At 60.1% G+C, this 18,423-nt stretch carries 17 protein-coding genes; 10 read left to right on the top strand and 7 right to left on the bottom strand.

Annotated features, from left to right (window positions below; all coding sequences use genetic code 11):
• Nucleotides 1–221: 221 nt before the first annotated feature.
• The 4 genes from OIT41_RS20110 to OIT41_RS20125 form a co-directional block, all read right to left on the bottom strand.
• Complete coding sequence (locus OIT41_RS20110) at nt 222–533, bottom strand: hypothetical protein (protein ID WP_241710785.1); 312 nt, start codon at nt 531–533, stop codon at nt 222–224.
• A 148-nt stretch (nt 534–681) separates the two neighbouring features.
• Nucleotides 682–1,269, bottom strand: coding sequence for a recombinase family protein (locus OIT41_RS20115; RefSeq protein ID WP_241710784.1), 588 nt, complete (start codon nt 1,267–1,269; stop codon nt 682–684).
• Nucleotides 1,266–1,844 carry a hypothetical protein gene (locus tag OIT41_RS20120; protein ID WP_241710783.1) on the bottom strand — a complete coding sequence of 193 codons (579 nt, stop codon included), beginning with the start codon at nt 1,842–1,844 and terminating at the stop codon, nt 1,266–1,268. The genes OIT41_RS20115 and OIT41_RS20120 overlap by 4 nt, the downstream gene beginning before the upstream one ends.
• A 314-nt stretch (nt 1,845–2,158) precedes the next feature.
• On the bottom strand, nt 2,159–3,628 hold the full coding sequence (locus tag OIT41_RS20125) for an SIR2 family protein (RefSeq protein WP_241710782.1): 1,470 nt from the start codon (nt 3,626–3,628) through the stop codon (nt 2,159–2,161).
• Nucleotides 3,629–4,039: 411 nt separating this feature from the next.
• On the opposite strand from OIT41_RS20125, the gene OIT41_RS20130 reads away from it, so the two are divergent.
• The 9 genes from OIT41_RS20130 (at nt 4,040) to OIT41_RS20170 (ending at nt 14,275) form a co-directional block, all read left to right on the top strand.
• Nucleotides 4,040–4,651 carry a hypothetical protein gene (locus OIT41_RS20130; RefSeq protein WP_264637996.1) on the top strand — a complete coding sequence of 204 codons (612 nt, stop codon included), beginning with the start codon at nt 4,040–4,042 and terminating at the stop codon, nt 4,649–4,651.
• A 520-nt stretch (nt 4,652–5,171) separates the two neighbouring features.
• Entirely contained in the window at nt 5,172–5,768 is a 597-nt protein-coding gene (locus OIT41_RS20135; protein ID WP_264637997.1) for a recombinase family protein, read from the top strand.
• 267 nt (nt 5,769–6,035) lie between these two features.
• The gene (locus OIT41_RS20140; protein ID WP_264637998.1) at nt 6,036–6,293 is read left to right on the top strand and encodes a hypothetical protein; all 258 of its coding nucleotides are present in this window, start codon (nt 6,036–6,038) and stop codon (nt 6,291–6,293) included.
• A 19-nt stretch (nt 6,294–6,312) separates the two neighbouring features.
• Nucleotides 6,313–7,536, top strand: a complete 1,224-nt coding sequence (locus OIT41_RS20145) for a helix-turn-helix domain-containing protein (RefSeq protein ID WP_264637999.1) — start codon at nt 6,313–6,315, stop codon at nt 7,534–7,536.
• Nucleotides 7,537–8,243: 707 nt separating this feature from the next.
• Nucleotides 8,244–9,041 carry a DUF4352 domain-containing protein gene (locus tag OIT41_RS20150; protein ID WP_264638000.1) on the top strand — a complete coding sequence of 266 codons (798 nt, stop codon included), beginning with the start codon at nt 8,244–8,246 and terminating at the stop codon, nt 9,039–9,041.
• A 653-nt stretch (nt 9,042–9,694) separates the two neighbouring features.
• The gene (locus OIT41_RS20155; protein ID WP_264638001.1) at nt 9,695–10,672 is read left to right on the top strand and encodes an FHA domain-containing protein; all 978 of its coding nucleotides are present in this window, start codon (nt 9,695–9,697) and stop codon (nt 10,670–10,672) included.
• Nucleotides 10,673–10,764: 92 nt separating this feature from the next.
• A complete protein-coding gene (locus OIT41_RS20160) occupies nt 10,765–11,460 on the top strand; it encodes a hypothetical protein (protein ID WP_264638002.1) in 696 nt (231 codons plus the stop codon).
• Nucleotides 11,453–13,129 (top strand): protein kinase domain-containing protein, encoded by a 1,677-nt coding sequence (locus tag OIT41_RS20165; protein WP_264638003.1) that lies wholly within the window; start codon nt 11,453–11,455, stop codon nt 13,127–13,129. The genes OIT41_RS20160 and OIT41_RS20165 overlap by 8 nt, the downstream gene beginning before the upstream one ends.
• A gap of 564 nt (nt 13,130–13,693) precedes the next feature.
• A complete protein-coding gene (locus OIT41_RS20170) occupies nt 13,694–14,275 on the top strand; it encodes a recombinase family protein (protein ID WP_264638004.1) in 582 nt (193 codons plus the stop codon).
• A gap of 174 nt (nt 14,276–14,449) precedes the next feature.
• On the opposite strand, the gene OIT41_RS21040 is transcribed toward OIT41_RS20170, so the two are convergent.
• The 3 genes from OIT41_RS21040 to OIT41_RS20180 form a co-directional block, all read right to left on the bottom strand.
• On the bottom strand, nt 14,450–14,968 hold the full coding sequence (locus OIT41_RS21040) for an ArsR/SmtB family transcription factor (protein WP_413542340.1): 519 nt from the start codon (nt 14,966–14,968) through the stop codon (nt 14,450–14,452).
• Nucleotides 14,865–15,647 (bottom strand): DeoR/GlpR family DNA-binding transcription regulator, encoded by a 783-nt coding sequence (locus OIT41_RS20175; RefSeq protein WP_264638005.1) that lies wholly within the window; start codon nt 15,645–15,647, stop codon nt 14,865–14,867. The genes OIT41_RS21040 and OIT41_RS20175 overlap by 104 nt, the downstream gene beginning before the upstream one ends.
• Nucleotides 15,648–15,746: 99 nt before the next feature.
• Nucleotides 15,747–16,880: a Gfo/Idh/MocA family protein gene (locus OIT41_RS20180; protein WP_264638006.1), complete on the bottom strand. Its 1,134-nt coding sequence runs from the start codon at nt 16,878–16,880 to the stop codon at nt 15,747–15,749.
• A 255-nt stretch (nt 16,881–17,135) separates the two neighbouring features.
• Here OIT41_RS20180 and OIT41_RS20185 point away from each other — a divergent pair, with 255 nt between their 5' ends.
• Nucleotides 17,136–18,386, top strand: a complete 1,251-nt coding sequence (locus OIT41_RS20185) for an ABC transporter substrate-binding protein (protein ID WP_264638007.1) — start codon at nt 17,136–17,138, stop codon at nt 18,384–18,386.
• The last annotated feature ends 37 nt before the right edge of the window (nt 18,387–18,423 follow it).

Raw genomic sequence — 18,423 nt, forward strand, 5'->3', positions numbered from 1 at the left:
CTGGGGTACCGCTCCCCAGCTGGACCACTGCGCCAGGGAACGCTGCTCGGCCCCGGTGGCCGGGCGCTGCTGTTCCTCCAGTTCCCGGACGATGCGGATTGCTTCCAGGTTCGCCGCGAACCGGGCTTTCTGGCCTGAAGGGGCAAGGTCGGCCTGCGATGCAGGACGGAAACGTCCGGCCGTCGCCGGCCCAGGGATCTCTCGTTGCTGCGGTCCGGGTGCTAGTCCTGCTCGTCCTCCTGGCGCGCCGAGCTCGGCTCCATGTCCTCCGGCTCGGCGGGAAGGCCGGCGTAGATCATCTCCTGGTACACCATCTCCCGTGCCCGCAGCTTGGCCATGTTCACCAGCCCGATGTACTCCAGCGGCGGCTCCGAACCCCTGATCGGCGTCAGTTCCTCGCTCAGGTCCCGGATCGCCTGTTGAATTTCCTCCCCCAACATCGAAAAGTGCTTCTCCGGATCCACTATCTGCGCGAAGGCCTGCGGATCGTGCTTCTTCATGGTTTCCATGGCGTGTTTGCCGTGCTCGTTCATTGATTACCTCTTCCGGTTCGGCCCACAACGACTCCAGACTCAGCTGACCCTCAATGTGGTTCTTAGATTTCCTCGGTGCCATGTGCGCCGCTCCCCCTCCGTTTGCCCCCACGCTAGCGAAGGCCCCGGAGGACTCACAGTCACACGCTTATTCCTGCGGGGCCTGGAGGCTCTTCCGCTGCCGTGCGAGCTCACGGACCACCGTGGCCTCACTGACGTCGATGGTCTTGGCGATGTCCCGGATCGTCCGCTTTTCGCCGCGCATCCGATGCGCCGTGGCTGCCTTGTCCGGCGTCATCTTGGTCGGCCGCCCGCCCACTCTTCCCCTCGCCTTGGCAGCGGCAAGCCCGGCCATGGTCCGTTCGCGCAACCGGTTCCGCTCGTACTCGGCAATGGCAGAGAAAAAGTGGAACATCAGCACGCCCTGGGACGTGGTCGTGTCCAGCCACGTCTCGGTCAACGACCGGAGCCCGACATGCCGGTCTGCCAAAGTCTTCACGATGCCGGCAAGGTCGGCAGTGTTGCGCCCGAGCCGGGACAAATCGTTGACCACCAGGATGTTCCCGGGCTGCAGGTGATCCAGGCAGTCCTGCCACTGCGGCCGATCAGTCGTCGCCCCCGACGCAAAATCTGTCCAGATCCGGAAGCACCCGGCAGCGTTCAAAGCGTCCAGCTGCAAATCCACCGACTGCTCCGTCGTGCTCACACGGGCATAACCCAGGAGAGCCGGCGTCATGACGCCCCCGAACGTGAGCGTTCGAATTCCTCGAGCAAGTCTTCGGTTGGCGCATCTTTATGTTTTCCGACCCACCGTTGAACCACAACACTGATTACGACACCTGCCATCCCCACCCCGAGCAATACGAAGGACCAACCCAGGAACAACAAGGTAACCTCCCACGTACTTCCTAGATTGTGGATGACGTTAGGGATGTTCCATACGGCACCTCCCAACAGGACAAATATGGAGGCATACATCAATGCGTCGACCCAATGGATCTTCCGCTTGCCCCAAGGAACTTTCCTCAGGCGTGACTGCAACAAATCGAGGTATCGCTCGGTAGCTTTGTTACCCGAGTCCAGGAGGCGGACGCGGAGAGCAGCAGCCTCCTCCTCCTGTACAACTCTTCCCGACAAATCCCCCTGCTCGTACTGCTCGCCAATAGTCTTCGCTAGGGCAAACGCCCGAATGGCAAAACTGTGAGCCCGTATCTCCTGGTCGTTCTCAAACACCTTCCAAAAGGATGTTGCCATCACGCCCAGAGCTGCAATGACAACCCCCGCCACCTTCACCGCATCTACCGCATCCATGTCTCCCCTAACCTCTCATCAAAAACGGTAGCGCCACGGTTTTGACTCATTTTGTTTTCGCAGTCGAGTTATGAGCAAGTGTAACCGATCAAAACAGCTTGCCGAGAGTGCCATTTTCGAAGTCGTCTGCACGGCTACAGACGGTGGACGGGGGACCCCTGAGCGGACATCCCCGGGGCACCGATGACTTCCAGGCCGGCGCGTGCGGGTCCAATCCAAGTGCCGGAGCCCGGAGCGCTCAGCAGCATTTCGCACATCAGCGTTGGGCCATCGCTTGCTCACCAAGGCGGGAAAGGTGAAGGGCGGAGGGCCCCTTAATCCGCCATTACATCGACCTCCAGTCGGGTGACTTCCTGTCTAGTACTTGTCAGGTACTGAAGCGATATAGCGGTCCGGCCACTTTTTTGTTCGATAAATCGGGGTTCTACATCGAGGTATGAATCTCCAGCCAGGTCGCCCAAATTGTGCCACGGAGCCGTGGCCGCTCCCGACCTCGGCTGCGCGAAGCCTCGAAGGATGTCCACGCAACCCTCGGGTTGAATCCGTTCCGTTCTGATTATTAGCCCCTCGACGTCCTCGCCAAGGTTGCTCACCCGGATCAGGGGCGTGCCGTCACTATCTCGGAGGAACTTTGCCTCAAGCCTGTTGAGTGGATCGGAAGTAGGCCCTTGTTGCAGGGCCTCCAGTAGTTTCTCCTTGGCGGTGTTCCGTATGACCTTCATTCGGGGAGGACCGACCGGACCACGGAAAAACGTGCTTAGCAGTCCGTCGACAAGGTCCTTCTGAAACCCTTTGGGTTGCCTGGGCCAGGCCGGGTCTAGAACGGTTAGTGTCCGCGACCCGTCCGCGTTGATCCAATCCCTGATGACGCCGTTGATATGATCGTCACCGAACGAGTATCCGACGATCACAAGCCGATGCGCCTTCTCGAGCGATTCCTGAAAGCTACGCATTAGAGCCAAAGTAGGCCCGTCAGCGGTGAGCTTTTCACGGTCGCCGATAACGATTGCCGGAACTCGATTGTCGGCCGGTTCGCTCGTGGTTACGACCGAAGTTCTGATGAACCTGTTCTCGTCTCCGTTACCTGGAATTCGCGGCTGGTAGGACCAGTCAATGGACCCATGGAGTTTGACCAGGTTCAGTTTGGGGCCAGATCCGGGTTCGAATCCCAAAGGTTTTCCAGGTTCCCAATCGACAATACCCGTATCAAATTCGATCCCGACCTGTTGGCACATTGCTTCGACTGTGAGGTCATAGTTCAAGGTCGCAACGTCCAACACGCCCTGAGCTTCAGCGAGGCTTGCCAAAGGTCTTAGGTAGCTTACGTCGCCGTGGCTGGCCAGCAGAATGCATACCGCTGCCTTTAATTCGCGCTCCAGCCGTTCGTAGATAGCCCCGCTTCCAGGCTGCATCGCCGCACGTGAAATTTCAGCAACTGCCTTGGCCACGCCATCGCCGGATCCGGTACCTGATAGGGCCCGTGCGATTTCTCCAACCATGGAGCTACCTGAGGAGGGAACAGGGTGGTCATCAAAGGCTTCGACGCTGGGCAACCATGCCGTCACGAATGGTGATGCCTCGTGGTCAGACCGGGTTTTGAGTAGTCGAAGCGCCGAGAACATTCGCTCGACGTTAAGGGCACTGTACGGATTGCCGCCTGTATTGCCGCGGTGCCCGATCATCGCGCTGCAGACAAAATTCAACGTCTCCGCCAACCTCCGGCTTTCGTAATTCTGACTCTGTCCCATCAGGTCAATCAGATCTTTGGTCAGCTGGCCGGTCATTGGGAGACCAGCATCCGCGGATGCTCCAGCGCCTAACAGCACAGCGACGCGCGACTCTTTCAAGCTCTGTCCCTCTCTTCTCGGAAGGTCTAGATTCGGTCCCCAGAAATACTGGAAGCCTTCCTATGGATTGCCTCGCCAATTGGCGAGCGGACGGCGTCCTCGCGGCGGGTTTGACGTCCTCATTTCCTCAGGATACGGATCCCTACCGACACGCGTTCGGATTCGGATCGGGGTCTCATGACGTATTGTCGTTTTTCGAACATTCCGTGCAGGTCGAGTTCGAAAAAAGACGATGCTGTCTACGAGACGATGCGGCCGCTTCAAAAACGGTCGATTTTGAACGATGACGAAAACGGTCTGATGCAGGTGTGGCGCGTGCAAAGCAGATTGAGACCTAGAATCAACCGTATGACTGGTCTCGTAAGCGATCCCGCGGATTTACTGCGCCCAATTTCCACTGCAGTCAAAGTTATTGGAGCCCCAATACTGCAGAACGCACGGGATCACGAGAACTACCAACATTTATTGGTGCAGCAACTCGCACCGCTACTGAATGACCTAGAGGCACCTCTGCGCGCGATGAGGGCCGCTAGTCCCTATCTTGACAAAGAGGCAACGGACGAGCTCCACGCGGTAGCCCAGGACCTGAACCGTTTAGCTAGGTCGATGGCGGCACCAGCCTGGTGGAAGAAGCCAGTCTTCTGGATGCTTACAGACTGTCGACCAATCTTCAAGCAATTCACCTCGGACCTGTCTGCGGCGGCCACAGTTGCCATCTCTGCTCAGCCTAAGTTTGCCGACTGGCAAGCAAGCAAACCTCACCCTCAGTACATTGGCGATTTGGACCCACAGACCCTGAAAGAAGCGCAGGAGTTCTGGGCTAAGTCACAGGACTTGGAGGCGCTGAGGCTGGACTTAAACGCCCGAATCGACGCAGCGCGGGCTTCTCGCGAAGTAGCAGACGAGTTCTTCCACGAATGGATGCGAGGTAGAGGGTTCGTTAAGAAGTCGAAGCACTAGCTTCTTTGCGCAAGCGAGTGGGTCCACACACACCATTTCCTGCAGGATCCTGCTCAACGGGACGGAACTCATCAAACAGACATCTACCGGTCGGTACTCAATCGTTATGTGCAACAAAGGTAAGTGACGCATCTAGACCAGACACGAGAAGATGTCGGGCGTCCGAGGCGGGCTAGTTAATCCAGACTTCAGCACCCAATCCGAAGAGCAGATACGGGGGTTTCCACCTCGCAGCATTAACTTGGCCCTGGTCCAACGGGGTGTGGCTTCCTGAAGGTCAAGGTTCTGGTCACCCGTGGATACTCGCGCATTATGTGGACGCTTTTACGGGTGTCTCATGTCGTGGACCGGTGTCGCAAAAAACTACAGCTTTACAAGACACTGCACGCCCTGCCGGCCCAAATGACCAATGCCCCGGAATCACGCGGATCCCACCAGACGGCAAGTGTCTTGCAAAGTCGTCTCAATGCTCATCGTGTCTCGCGGCGTGTTTTGGGTATTTTCGAGACAGGATGGTGAGGTGACACAACTCGGGTACACCAGAATCAGCACCGCCGGCCAGGACGCCCAACTCCAACTCGATGCGCTCCTCGCTGCCGGCGTCCAGAAGCGCGATGTGTTCGCCGACGTCACCTCCGGAAGCAGAACGGCGATCGAGCGTCCCGGAATGAAAAAGCTGCTGGAGTACGCCGAAGACGGCGACACCGTGGTTGTGTGGCGGGTCGACCGCCTCGGCCGGTCCCTGATCGACGTTCTGAACACCGTCAACCTTCTGCGCGAACACGGTGTGCACCTCCGATCGATCTCGGACGGAATCGACCCGGCCACCTCAACTGGGCGGATGATGCTGAACATGCTTGCCACCCTGGCCGAGTATGAGCGTGAGCTGATCGTCGAACGAGTGAACGCCGGAATCGCCGCAGCCAGGCAAAGCGGCACACGTTTCGGCCGTCCGCCCGTCAATGCAGAGGTCATCGCGGAAAAGCTGGCAATCGTCGCCGATGCCCGCAAACGCGGACGCACCGCGGCAGACGCTGCCGCTCTCGTCGGATGGAGCCGCGCGACGCTGTACCGCCACCAGACGGCCATTAGTTCCGCTGGAACCCAGGCAACATAGCGCTGCAATTTCTACGCCATTTATCACTGCGATCCACAGCGAAGGTGGTCTCGTAACTGACGGTAGATGCCCCGATTCCACCAGAAGGTTTCGAGACATGGTTACGGGAATCCCTGACCGGGACCTACCCCGCCGCTTCGCGAAACTGGAATGCCGCCGCCACTGTGATCGCCGGGATTGCGAGACGCCTCGTATCTCGAGGGTTATGAGTCGGTTTCTACCCTCAATGGAAGGATCTGGATAAACATAGTGTTCCATAGTGTTTACATGAAGCACTATGGAACACTAGGCTGGCTCAAGTTAGGCATCATCGACAATGAAGGGTCCACTGCCATGTCTCGCCTCGATCTCACGAATCTGGCTATTACCGCCGCGCAGAACATTCAGACCGCCGATAAAGTCAGTCGTGACCCGGCCGTCGTCAAGGCCGCGAAACAGTTCGCAGAAGACGGCACCCGAGCCGTCCGCTCAGGCGGGGCCCTGATCCGCGAAACTCGATCCTCCTGGCACCGCAACAGCCGCTGACGGAAAGGGTGCCGAACAGATGAGCGATTTCAGCGCAGAGGCATTGGGTCTCGTGATCCACGAGCACCGCCAGGCTCAGACGCCTCCGATGACTCAGGAGGAGCTGGCCAAGCGGGCCGAATACGGCAAGGGGGGCGCGGTCTCAATCTCCCGGATCGAGCGCGGGCTCGTAAGTCCTGGTGAGTACCGTCTGGCTGCCATCGCCCTTGCGCTCCAAATGACGCCCGAATGGCTTAAGCAGGAGGCGAAGGACCTAACCGTGTCCCTCGCTAATCAGCGAGGCCAGCGGCCGGAGAGACTGCGTGACCAGGTCGCCGAGACGAAAAGGCGTCACGCCAGGGTCAACGAGATCGCGGCCGAGCGGTCGAGGATCACCCAAGAGCTGGGCGAGGCATTCAACAAGGTCCACGATGACGCTCGCGACAAGTTCTTCATGGCGTTCGTCGGGCTCGCCGAGAGCATCAGGGATGCGCCCGAACCCGGAAAGCCGAACGAGCAAGAGCTCGAGAGTACAAGCGAAACACCTGCTGCAATCCATATCGGGGCCATGTCGGTGGGGATCGCCAACGCGATTCGTGGTGCCGCCGCTGGTGGTGCGGTCGGGGCGGCCGCCGGCGGCGCCGCGGCCTATGGAGCCTTCGCTGCCGTCGCGATGTTCGGAAGCGCCTCAACGGGCGCGGCCATCTCAACGCTGTCCGGGGTAGCAGCAACCAACGCAACTCTTGCCGTTCTCGGCGGAGGCACCCTGGCCGCAGGTGGCGCAGGCATGGCCGGCGGAGCTCTCCTGCTCACAGGCATGGTCGCCGCTCCTGCGGCTGCCTTGGCCGCCGCAGGCTTCTACGTGTTGAAACAGCGTCGCAACAAGAAGGAGGAGGAGCGGTTACGAACCGAGGTCGAGGCTGCCGAGGAGGCCCTGGGCCAGTCTCAGCAAGGCTTCAACGTGATGATCGACGTGCTGGATCGTGCCGCGGAAATCATGGAATACGTCAGCATCCACGGCACCCACGCCCTCGGGAAGTGGAGGAAAAACCTACCGCCGGAACCCCGGGACTGGGAAGCGCTCGGGCACGATAGGCAGGAGCGGTACAAGGAGTTCCTAACCTTGGCGGGATGCCTCCTCGCCGTGAGCAGCATCAACATCAGCGCCCTCCTGACGGCAAAGCCCGACGCCTTGCGCGAGATGGACAAAGCCATCGATGAAACGCTGCGGTACGCCGGCCAGACCATACGGTCCATCATCTGAGGGCCGCAATTCCGAGTCTCGAAACCTTCCTGCCTCGCCACCCAAGGGATACGAGACGCTTGATGGGTTCCTGGTAGAAACGAAAAAGAAGCCGCCTAAGTCCCGCTAGTCTCATTCAGGTTGAAAAATTCCGCTACCGAAAGAAATCACCCAACCACGCTTAGAGACCAAGGGCCGCTTTTCGTGGTTTGCGCAGGTTGCCTGAGGATCCCGCTAAGTGCCTTTCTCGGCCGCCAAGCCTCCCTATAAACATGGCCTGGGGTCGCTTCCAGGCCGCTCGTCGACGACCTCCTGTCCCCGTGAGGCAACACATTGAGCCGCCAGTGCAGGTCGGCCGTTGTCCTGACCTCAATGTCTGACCTGCGGTGCATAATGAATCAGCGAATGGGGAGAGAGGGGACGTTCCATTGATGGGCAATAAACCTGGTACATATCGAGCTACTTCCGATGCCACCGGTTTCCGGCGGTCGTCCTTCAGTTACCCTCCCGGAAGGTCAGGACTTCAAAACCTCTCGCTTTGGTTCGTGGCTGAAACAGTAACTGGGCACAACGCGTTACCGACTTCAGCTTGCAATCTGGCTGAAATCGAAATTTGAACACACTAATAGAAATATGGGGAACAAATGTCACATCAACAGGGTTACCAGCAGCCGGCACCCGGGCAGCCTGAGCACCCCCCTCTCGCGCAGCCGGGTTATGGGGAGCCAATGCAGCCGCCGAAGCCGACGAAGGCGAAAAAGCAGCTGAACGTCCTCGGGCTCATCGCGCTCATCACAGCGGCGCTCGGCTTCATCTTCGCCTGCATCCCCGGCGCCCTCATCGTTGGCTGGATACTGCTGCCGATCGCATTCGTACTGGCCCTCGTTTCTCTGTTCCTCAAGGACAAGGCCAAGTGGATGGGCATCACCGCCCTGATCACCTCGATCGTGGGAACGATCATCGGCGTTGTCGTTTTCTTTGCCGTCGTCACGACGTCATTCAACAACTCCTTCGGCGGCGGCAACACCACAGTCGTCAAACCATCCGACGGCGCAGCTGCCAGTACTGGAGCAGCAGAGAAGCCGGCCGCCCAAACTGGGACCCGCGAGAACCCTTACCCGATCGGCTCGACTATCACGTCGAAGGACTGGCGCGTCAAGATCAACTCCGTCACCCTCGCAGCCACGGATGCCGTTGTCGCGGCCAACCAATTCAACAAGCCACCGGCTGAGGGGTCGCAATACATTCTTGTGAACTACTCCGCCACCTACATCGGCGATGACCCTAAAGGACAATCGCCTGCCTTCGTTTCAATCGAGTACGTCACAGCAAGCGGCAACACCGTCAATGAACTCGACAATCTCGTCGTCGCACCGCAACCCATCGACACCATGAGCACGCTCTACAAAAACGCCACCGCCACAGGGAACGAGGCCATTCAAGTGCCTACCGCAGCGGCTGGTCAAGGCGTCCTCGCCGTCAGGCCGGGCATGCTCGGCGACAAGATATTCGTCGCCGTTCAGTAACACTGACGGGAAACATGCAAAGCCCCCGGCACATGAACGGGGGCTTTGCCGTGCCGAGGAGCCATGGCCTCCCTGCTTGCGGTTCGCCGCTCCCGAAGAGCGCACGGGACGCAGACCTACCGCCCGACGCAACGTTTCCTGACGATGGCGGCGCGCACGCCGTGTATTCAGTCGCTTCTGTGGTCCCGCACGCTCGGCTCCCCGGTGGTCATAGTGCCTCCTCCGACTCGGCGTTTCGAAACCTCTAGGTCTCGGCCCGCTCAGGTGCGCTGGCCGGGCCTAGAGGTGGAATGAAGTGCCAGCTGCTTTGCCTTTGTAAGCCATGAGTTACGAGGCGGATCGGTTGCGAGACACTCTCGGTTGGGTCGCCTGGGAATTACGCGGCCGGTTTTGCTCGCGGCGTCACCGGTGCTGATGGGCCGGGGTCGGTTCCGCTTCAATAGATCGGTGACCCAGACGATCTTTCCTGTCGCCTTGACAGTGCAGAGAACGAACGTCGAACGGGTCCTTTCCACCTGCGCGACGGTCGAGGAAACCGCTCCTGACTCATAGGCGCGTCCGCGAGTCCTGCATCTTTCTGCAGATGGCAAGTGAAATCTGCTCCCGGCAGTCCGATGATTGGTCTACGTTCACACCAAGCCAAAGGAGACGCCGTGGCCGATCAGGTTGCAGTACTCACAGTATTCGCCGTGCTTGTGGCGGCGGGCTTCGCCGGTGGGATCGGTCTCTGTTGGTACATGTACAGGAACGAGAGCGTCGCATCGCCGCTTCGCCTGCTGGCCTCGAGGATTAGCTGGGGGAGAGTCGAAGAGCCAGCGAATTACGCACGGCTCACGAGGTCGATAAGGGCTGGGCTCAGACGTGCCTACACGATTGACATCGGAGGCTCCAGGTCGGCAGCCGGCGTCTTGTCGGTTTATGTCGCCCCTGAAGCGCGGGATGAGCTGTCACGCCACGAGGTCGCAGATCTCCACGAGCAGATTGCGCGTGCCTACGCCCGCGAGGCGCTTCGGGCGGGCTGGAGGCATCCTCCGGAGGACCAGTTGACCGTCTACGTCGTGGTCGACGAGTCGAGATATGCCAACCACGCCCGCGTTGATTCGCGTCGGCCCAATAACGGGCAGGGCTCGTGCAAGGTTGTGGACCTGCGGGCGGAGACGATCTCCTCCGGGGTCGCGCCTGTAATGGATGGCGGACCAAGTGTGACCAAAGAGTTAGGTGACGACACCACGGTCGACTACTCGGGCACGACTGCGACTCTTGATGATCTGGCCTCAGAAGACACCAACGATCCCCATGACCTTCCGGGCAGTCACGAAGAATCTACGGCGGCCGACCCTGAACGTGCCCTCGTGACGAATGGCGGAGTTGTGCTGGGCCGCGTCACCGTCTCGGGGATGAAGATTGGGAGGTCGTCAGAGACAGACCTCCTCGTAGACGACCGATCCGTGTCGCGGTATCACGCGATTTTGAAGACTGAGGGTCACGACCTGGTCCTAATACCCGAGCCCGGTAGAAGATGCTTCGTCAATGGCGTCCTAATCCAAGGACCGACGATGGTGAACCCCGGGGACAAGCTGAAGTTCGCACGCTCCCCAAAGGTCTTCACAATCGAGGGCGGGCGCGGGTGAGGCATCTGTCGAAGGTGTCGTACTTACGCAATTCCCGCAGGAGCGAATATCCTCACAACATTCGCTATCGGCTGCAAAGGGGGGACTGTGCTGTGAAAGTCTATGTTCGGCTCCAATCGCCCGACAACGGCGGCGGTGTACTTCTCGCAGGCCGGACTTTGCGGATCGGCTCAGATCACGATGCCGGAGGAGTCCCCCTGATCGCTGTATCAGGGCGGCGACGCCTTTCCCGCCGGGCGCTCGAGATGTTCAACACGGGCTCTAAGCTCGTGATCTCAAGCCACCAGCAAGCAAGATCGAGCACCGTAGCCGTCATCGACAGGACCGGCGGAAAAGGCCGTCAAACCTTGGGCAGGCGACCCCTTGAGCTGAGGCCGAGGTTCGACGTCGAAATCGCAATAGAGTTCCGCGATGCAGAGTCAGCTCGGATTCGGATCCGTGCCTTCGACGACGGCGGCGCGCCGCTTCCCGAATTCACAGATCCAAACAGGGACGTCGTGGACGAGAACGAAGAACTTCTCCTGCTAGTCAATGCCATCGCGATCGTGGCCGAGTCGGCACCGGGAAAGCTGCCGGCACCGACCCGCGTCCAAGAAGCATTCCTGCCCGCGGTCGGTAAGAGTGTCCACTCGAGCAACACCTTCCGGAAAGCCACCGAGCGGCTTGCGGGCGAGTATGGGCTGCGGGACCCCCGAGCCTTGGCTGACATGCTCGAACGTGGCCTCCTGAGAGGGCACGTGACCGAAGCGATGAAGGCAAGAGTACGAAAGGCAGGCGACAATGCCTGACCTCAGGCTACGCACCGGAACGGCCCTCGATCTCACGCTCAAAGCGCCGGGCAGCCCCATTACAGCGGGACGACGATTCCGGATCGCCGAGGGGGCCACAGTGGGGCACACCTCGCATTCTGTCGTCAACCGCGTGAGAAATGACGGTGGCACCGCTTCGTTCTTCAAGGTGCCTCCAAGGACGAAGCTGGTCCTCAAGTGGAGCGTTGAATCGAAGTCGATGAGCGGTCGCCGTGAGGCCGCACTGGCCGCGATGCGAGAGCTCAGGGAACGCACCCCGAGGTTGATGGTCGGCCTGGTTCCCGTGTACGGAGTATGCATCCAAACCGATGAATCGTCCCGCCAGAAGACCGCTGGAATTATGGATCCGGTCTCGTTCTACGAGCTCATGCCGCACGCCGGCAAGACCCTCGAGCGCTTCATCCAAGACGAAGGTGTCAAGGGGTGGGGCGGGACAGGGCAGCTTGCCGCGGTGTCGTCGATGATTGCCCCCGCTCGGGCCCTTGTGGAAATCCACGCACTAACAGGAACAGAGTCGTCATTCGGCGGGACCGCAGCACACCGCGACATCAAACCCTCCAACCTGTTCGTCCTGCGCGAAGGCGAACCGGGTTTCAAAGACGGGATCCATCCTTGGACGTCATATAAGGACGCCCATCTGGTGCGGATCGGAGACTTCGGCCTCTTCTACTTCACAAACCGTGACCCCGACGCAACCGAAACCACCAACGCAGCCTTCTCCGGCTACTGGACACCGCCCGAAGTCGTCGACCGCGAGGGACTGAAGAACCCTCAAGCCAGGGACGTGTGGTCGTTCGCGGCAACCCTGTTTTTCGCCCTCACAGGTGAGCACCCGTGGGCGAGCATCGAAAAGGGGCGCTTGAACGGGCTGAGCCGGCTCGAAGCTGCGCACATCATGCGGAGCGAGATCCCCGAGCCGGACTCACCTCGCTTCGACAGGATCAACCCTCGCCTGGCGGAGATAATTCGGAAATGCCTCGGTCCACCCAATCGGCGCCCGCGCATGCCGGAGCTTGTGTGGGTGATGCAGGCCTATGTACGCATCGCAGGCAGAACCCAGCTAGAGCAAGAATCCGCAGCCAGGAGGAAGGCTGCGAGTGCGGCCGACCAGATCCGGAGGCGAGAGCAAGAGAGGAAAGACAAAGCACGCAGGAAGTACACCGAAGGCGCGAAACGGATACTCGCATTCACCGGTGCCGGGGCCTTGGCGATCGGTGCATTGTTTATTATCGGTTCGATTGTCCTTGGAAGCTCTACTACGAATGGGTGGCGCCAGGTTGGTGACACGGCAGATTCCGTCTTGCACGTGATGACCGGTACGAGACCCCAGCCCGCGGACGGATTCGCCTCCACCTCTGATCAGACTTTCTTTTTCAGGTTCCCTATGTGGAAGAACCGTGACTTGTGCCATCCAGGTGACACTTTGTGCGCAAACGTTGAGCTTCAGGCCCGCAATGGGCACGAATGCCCTGATGGAGCAGTGTTTACTGCTGCTCTCCGTGACTCCAAAGGCAACTTCGTCTCGGGTATCGGGATGGTGAGGGAACCTGTGAAGTCGAGCGCGCCGACGACATTCTATGTGGGGTTCACCGGGGACATCCCAGGGGGCAGCGGCGTTGACGTCGCTAGCGCAACTTGCTTGCCTTAGCCCAGCAGCACACCGAGGATACAGCGCGCCCAGGCCTCCTCGAAACTTGGCTGGCTCGGTAAGGCGGACGTTGCCTTTCGGCACAGCTCCTTTTCCACATTCCACTGGGGGTACAAGGCCGACGGCGTCTGCAGTCGAGGTCAGATACGGCTCTGGCCTGTACAGGGCGCCCGGAAGCGAGTCGTCGTCCCACAGGGACGTCTCCTTCACCGGCTGCCGTAGCTACGGCAGCCGGTCGTCGCGAACAGGGCGTCGGTGTCCAGGGCCGGCCCCTGGGGGAGTTACGGTCCAGTGACACTGGCCGGGACGAGAGTAGCTGGAATTTGTCGCCGGTGATGTCATTTCCCTCTTTGGCGCGTCTAGGAACGCGGGGGGCGACGTCTCTCAACCCTTGGGATACGAGCCGTATCACCGACCCGGTGACCCTGCAAGGTTGGTGCTTCCAATTTTCGCGGAGTCGTGCGGGTTCGTCCGCGACCGGCGATTCTTGCAACTATGTCTCGAAACCTCATGATTGAATCGCCCGGCGTATCCACCATTAGTTACAAGACACCGGAGCCGCCCATGACGAAACTGATCGGCTACGCCCGCGTTTCGACGCGCCAGCAGTCCACCGACCGGCAGCAGGCAGACCTTCTGGCCGCCGGCGTCCGGCGCGATGACCTCTACGTGGACCACGGAGTATCCGGGGCACGTGCATCACGACCCGAATTCGATCGTGCACTCGACGCGCTCATCGACGGCGACACCCTGGTCATCACGACACTGGACCGGCTCGGACGATCCACCCAGAATATGCTCGCCTTCGCCCACGAACTCCGCGCCCGGGGCGCGGGCCTGCGCGTTCTGAACCTTGGCGGTGGCGACGTGGACACGAAAACACCCATGGGATCGATGCTGTTCACGATCATGGCCGCTCTCGCGCAAATAAAACACGAGATCAAACGCGAACGCGTCACCGACTCCATCAGCAAACGCAGAGAAGCCGGAAAGGACCTCGGCGGCCGACCGCGCCGGATCACCGACAGCCAGATCCGAAGCGCCCTCCGCCTCGTCGAAAGCGGTGAACCAGCTGCGCAGGTTGCCCGCGACCTCGGAATGTCACGCGCAACGTTTTATCGACGGTCCCGGGCACTCACTGCCTAGTTCTCGTTCCGACGCTGTATCCTGTGCTACTTCCCGCCGCATGTCCCTGGTCCGGGCGCTGCTCGGTCGTGGCTAGGGTTCAAGCATGGAAAGGGACGTGTCCGGGGAACTGCAAGGGCAGGGCTCGATCAGCGGGCCGCTCGAGGAGCCCGTCGGCAGCCCAGCTGTGAGGATTCAATCACCGTCTTTGGCGACAACACACGTGCACGAGGAAGATACCGGGGTGTCGGCGACCGGAACATCCCGCTCCTGGTTGTCGTCCGGTTTGAGTCTTGTCCGAAGGGTCGCTGCCAATTTTGACGATGAAATGGAGTAGATGCGTCTCCGGCCCTTCACTACGGACTCGACGACCCCGAATCCATGAAGTGCGGCCAGATGGTTCGAAGCTGTTCCTTGTGAGACCTGCAACTCGATGGCGAGTGAACATGGGGTTGTCGGGTGTTGTAACAGAATCCGGAGGATCCGGACCTTTGGCTGGCTGGAGAAGACGCGGTCAAGGGCGCCCTCTGCATTGATTTCCAAGAATTCTCCGATCGTCTCGTCGCGCCTTGAGAGACGCCAGATTCCCGAAGGGGCGGCGTCCGGCGGCTCAAGCGGCTTGGTCGGCAGTGATGACGCGGACATTGGCGCCAGCAAGTGCTTTTGCGATCGCGGGTGGCAGGGGTGCGTCGGTGACGAGGGTGTCGACGGCATCGAAGTCCATCAGATGGACGATGGCCGGGTGGTTCATCTTGCCGCTTGTCGCGACAACGACCACGTGGTCCGCTGCCCGGATCAAGGCCCTTTTGACAGGTAGTTCCAAATCCCTGTCGACATACAGTCCGTCTGCATGGAGGGCGGCAACGCCGAGAAAGGTCTTCTGGGCCCGCAGCCGGGTGACTGCAGCTACCGTCATGTCCCCGGCGAATGCCTGGCTGTCCTGGAGCAGTTCGCCTCCTAAGCAGATGGTTCGCGCGGATTTGAACTGGAGTCCTTGCTGGATCACAGGCGCCGAGTTGGTGATGATCGTGCCTTGGAAATCGTTGGGGAGCTGGTGTGCGACTTCGAAGCAGGTAGTTCCCGCGTCGATGATGATGCTTTCCCGTGGAGAGATCAGGGCTTGGCATGCGATGGCTATGCGTTCTTTGGCGTCTGCTTCATTACTGGCTCGTTCGGCGAAGTCCGTGGTGTGGAGGGCGCCGTGGGGCAAACTGACTCCGCCGTGCACTACCTTGACGATTCCGCGGGTTGCCAGGTCCCTGGTATCCCGTCGGATGGTCATGTCCGACACAGACAGCGACGTAGCAAGCTCGGCGGTTGAGACGAACCCGTGTTTGCCGAGCCTGTTGATGATCTCGGTCTGCCGGGAGCTTAGTCCCACCGTGTTGCTCATAGCGACGCTCCATGTCCGGATTGTGTTGAGGTTCAGGATATCCGGATCAACAAGGAATGTTTGAAGATCAACATTCCTTGTTGACCAGAACCGTAAGTACTAGCGGGAAAAGTTCAGTTCGACTGCTTTGCCTTCACGTGCGGATTGTTCCGCGGCAAGGCCCATCCGGACGGCACGGAGCCCGTCTTGCACGGTGACCTCGACGGCGGATTCGCCGAGGACGGCGCTACGGAAGCCGAGGTGCTCGTAGTAGGTCGAGCCATGGTGACCGCCGGCGGCGAGGATCTTCTCGTCCACTTCGATGGCCTTCCGTATGGGGCCAACCGGATGGCGGGGGCTGAGTACGATTTCGGCGGGAACGTCTTCGTGGCCGGGCCAGTGCTCAGGTGCGACGGGGACAAAGCATTCGACCTTTGCTTTGTCGCCGATGATTGAGAGGTGCTCGTGGAATTCTGATCCTTCTGCGAACATGCACAGATCAAACAGTGCGCGGGTTCCGCGTTCGAAGTCCACGATCACGTATGCGTTGTCGATGATGTCGGGAACCCGGCCGTCGTAGTTTTCGTCCTGATGGTTGACGTCCGCGGCTCCGGAGGCGTAGATGCGGACAGGTTCGTCTTCGAGGACATATCGCATGAGGTCGAAGAAGTGGCATGCTTTTTCGACCATGGTGCCGCCGGTGCGCTCGTTGAACCGGTTCCACTGCTCGACCTTGTCGAGGAAGGGGTGCCGGTGCTCGGTGAGGGTGAACATCCGTACACGGCCCAGCTCACCGCTCCTCACCGGCTCGAGCATCGCCTGGACGGGCGGCATGTAGCGGTATTCCATGGCAACCCACACCGGCGCTCCATAGCCCGCCGCCGCACTTTCGAGTGCGTCGCATTCCTCCGTGGAGGAGCACAGGGGCTTTTCGATGAGGATTGGAATCTTCCTCCCGCTTGCAAAAATGTCCTTCAAGATCGCCCAGTGCGTGTCGTTGGGGGTAGCGATGACCAGCGCGTCCACTGATTCCGAGTCCAGCAGCTCCCGGTGGTTGCGGTACTCCGCGACGGGATGGCCCAGTTGCCTCAGGGCCTCAGCGCGCGATGATTCGGCGGGATCCGCGATTGCCACGACTTCACTACCGGGAATCAGGGCAAGATTGCGGATATGTTCCTGGCCCATGCATCCGACGCCGATCAGCCCGTACCGCAGTGACCGCGACTGTTCCTCAGTTTTGGGTTCCGTAGGCATTTCCGTCCTGTCTCTCAGTTCTTGTCTGGAGTGGTCCAGCTCACATATCTAGATATACACATAAAATGTTGATTAGCCAACATAAAGTGTGATATTCATTACTCATGTGTTGCAGATCACGCCAGGACGCCGAACGTCGGATGGGCAGGCAGCTCTCCGATGAGGGTCCTGAGCTGGCGAGGAACGCGGCCCACCCCCAGTTCCCTTGCCTGGGGTGCGTGTAATTGTTTGTGCTCCCTTATTTAAGGATTGACAATGAAGTCTCGTTTAGCGTTCGTCGCGGCCGCTGCCGCTCTCTCTGTTTCCTTGGCCGCCTGTGGTGGCGGCAGCGCCAACTCCGGCGCGTCCTCCACTTTGGAACTCCAGACCGGCGTTGCCGCCGACACGAGCGAGATGGCCACGCTGAAGTCCATCGCCGCTGATTTCGAGAAGGCCAACCCCGGCAAGAAGATCAATCTTGTTGCTGCCGGAACGAACTATGAGAACGACATAAAGGTCCGGTTGTCCTCGGGAAACATCCCTGATATCTGGATGACCCATGGCTGGTCCTTGCTCCGGTACAGCAAGTTCCTCACCCCGTTGCAGAACGAGCCCTGGGCCAAGAACGTCGCCCCGGCCCTGGATCCGGTCATGAAGGACAAAGACGGCGCGTTGTACGCGATGCCCACCAACGTGGACATCACCGGCATCATGTACAACAAGGACGTGCTGGCAAAGGCAGGGTACAAGCCCGAAGACATCAAGACCTGGGATGACTTCATGAAAGCATCCCAGAAGGCGAAGGCCAACGGGGCCTCAGCGATTTACGCGGGCGGCAAGTCGATGGCCGGCACGATCCTGGACCACGTGATTTCCGGGGCCTACAGCCAGGATGACCTGGCAAAGATGACCTCTGGCACCTTCGTCGGCGACAAGTACGCCCAAGCCCTGGACCTGATCGCCAAATGGCGGGACGCAGGACTGTTCAACCCGGACTACTCCTCGGCCACGAAGACCGACATGTCCAAGGCCCTCGCACAGGGCCAGGCACTGTTCGAATTCGGTCCCTCACCCATCGCCGACGATGCCCTGAAGTTCAACCCCAAGGCGAACATCGGGTTCATCCCGATCCCGGCCCTTAACGGTGGTCCGGCTTACCTGGACACCGGGGAACGGACCGCTTACGGCATTTCGAAGACCTCCAAGGACGTTGCGGGTGCGAAAGCCTTCCTCGCATTCCTGGCCAAGCCGGAAAATGAAACCAAGATGGCCGCGGCGTCCGCGGCCCCTCCCGGGCTGACGGACGCCAAGATGTCCGAGGGTCCGCTCAACTCCAGCTATGACGCTTATGTCACGCAGGCGAAGACGCCGGCGGTGCCGTACTTCGACCGGGTCTATCTCCCCAACGGTGCATGGAGCACGATGGGCAACAACGCGGACTCCATCATCACGAAGCAGTCCGACGTCAACGGCGCGGTCCAGCAGATGGAAAGCACCTACAAGAGCCTGTTCGCCCAAGGCAAGTAAGGCCCAGTCCCGCCTCGGGGAGGGGTGTCGGCGACGT

It is taken from the genome of Arthrobacter sp. YA7-1, assembly GCF_025960325.1.
Lineage (GTDB): Bacteria > Actinomycetota > Actinomycetes > Actinomycetales > Micrococcaceae > Arthrobacter > Arthrobacter bambusae_A.

What these genes read in the sequence shown, in the direction of transcription:
- OIT41_RS20115 (WP_241710784.1), bottom strand. Translation starts at nt 1,269, where the DNA reads ATGACGCCGGCTCTCCTGGGTTATGCCCGTGTGAGCACGACGGAGCAG.
- OIT41_RS21040 (WP_413542340.1), bottom strand. Translation starts at nt 14,968, where the DNA reads ATGCCGTCGACACCCTCGTCACCGACGCACCCCTGCCACCCGCGATCG.
- OIT41_RS20110 (WP_241710785.1), bottom strand. Translation starts at nt 533, where the DNA reads ATGAACGAGCACGGCAAACACGCCATGGAAACCATGAAGAAGCACGAT.
- OIT41_RS20180 (WP_264638006.1), bottom strand. Translation starts at nt 16,880, where the DNA reads ATGCCTACGGAACCCAAAACTGAGGAACAGTCGCGGTCACTGCGGTAC.
- OIT41_RS20170 (WP_264638004.1), top strand. Translation starts at nt 13,694, where the DNA reads ATGACGAAACTGATCGGCTACGCCCGCGTTTCGACGCGCCAGCAGTCC.
- OIT41_RS20130 (WP_264637996.1), top strand. Translation starts at nt 4,040, where the DNA reads ATGACTGGTCTCGTAAGCGATCCCGCGGATTTACTGCGCCCAATTTCC.
- OIT41_RS20175 (WP_264638005.1), bottom strand. Translation starts at nt 15,647, where the DNA reads ATGAGCAACACGGTGGGACTAAGCTCCCGGCAGACCGAGATCATCAAC.
- OIT41_RS20140 (WP_264637998.1), top strand. Translation starts at nt 6,036, where the DNA reads ATGAAGCACTATGGAACACTAGGCTGGCTCAAGTTAGGCATCATCGAC.
- OIT41_RS20150 (WP_264638000.1), top strand. Translation starts at nt 8,244, where the DNA reads ATGCAGCCGCCGAAGCCGACGAAGGCGAAAAAGCAGCTGAACGTCCTC.
- OIT41_RS20185 (WP_264638007.1), top strand. Translation starts at nt 17,136, where the DNA reads ATGAAGTCTCGTTTAGCGTTCGTCGCGGCCGCTGCCGCTCTCTCTGTT.
- OIT41_RS20145 (WP_264637999.1), top strand. Translation starts at nt 6,313, where the DNA reads ATGAGCGATTTCAGCGCAGAGGCATTGGGTCTCGTGATCCACGAGCAC.
- OIT41_RS20125 (WP_241710782.1), bottom strand. Translation starts at nt 3,628, where the DNA reads ATGACCGGCCAGCTGACCAAAGATCTGATTGACCTGATGGGACAGAGT.
- OIT41_RS20165 (WP_264638003.1), top strand. Translation starts at nt 11,453, where the DNA reads ATGCCTGACCTCAGGCTACGCACCGGAACGGCCCTCGATCTCACGCTC.
- OIT41_RS20120 (WP_241710783.1), bottom strand. Translation starts at nt 1,844, where the DNA reads ATGGATGCGGTAGATGCGGTGAAGGTGGCGGGGGTTGTCATTGCAGCT.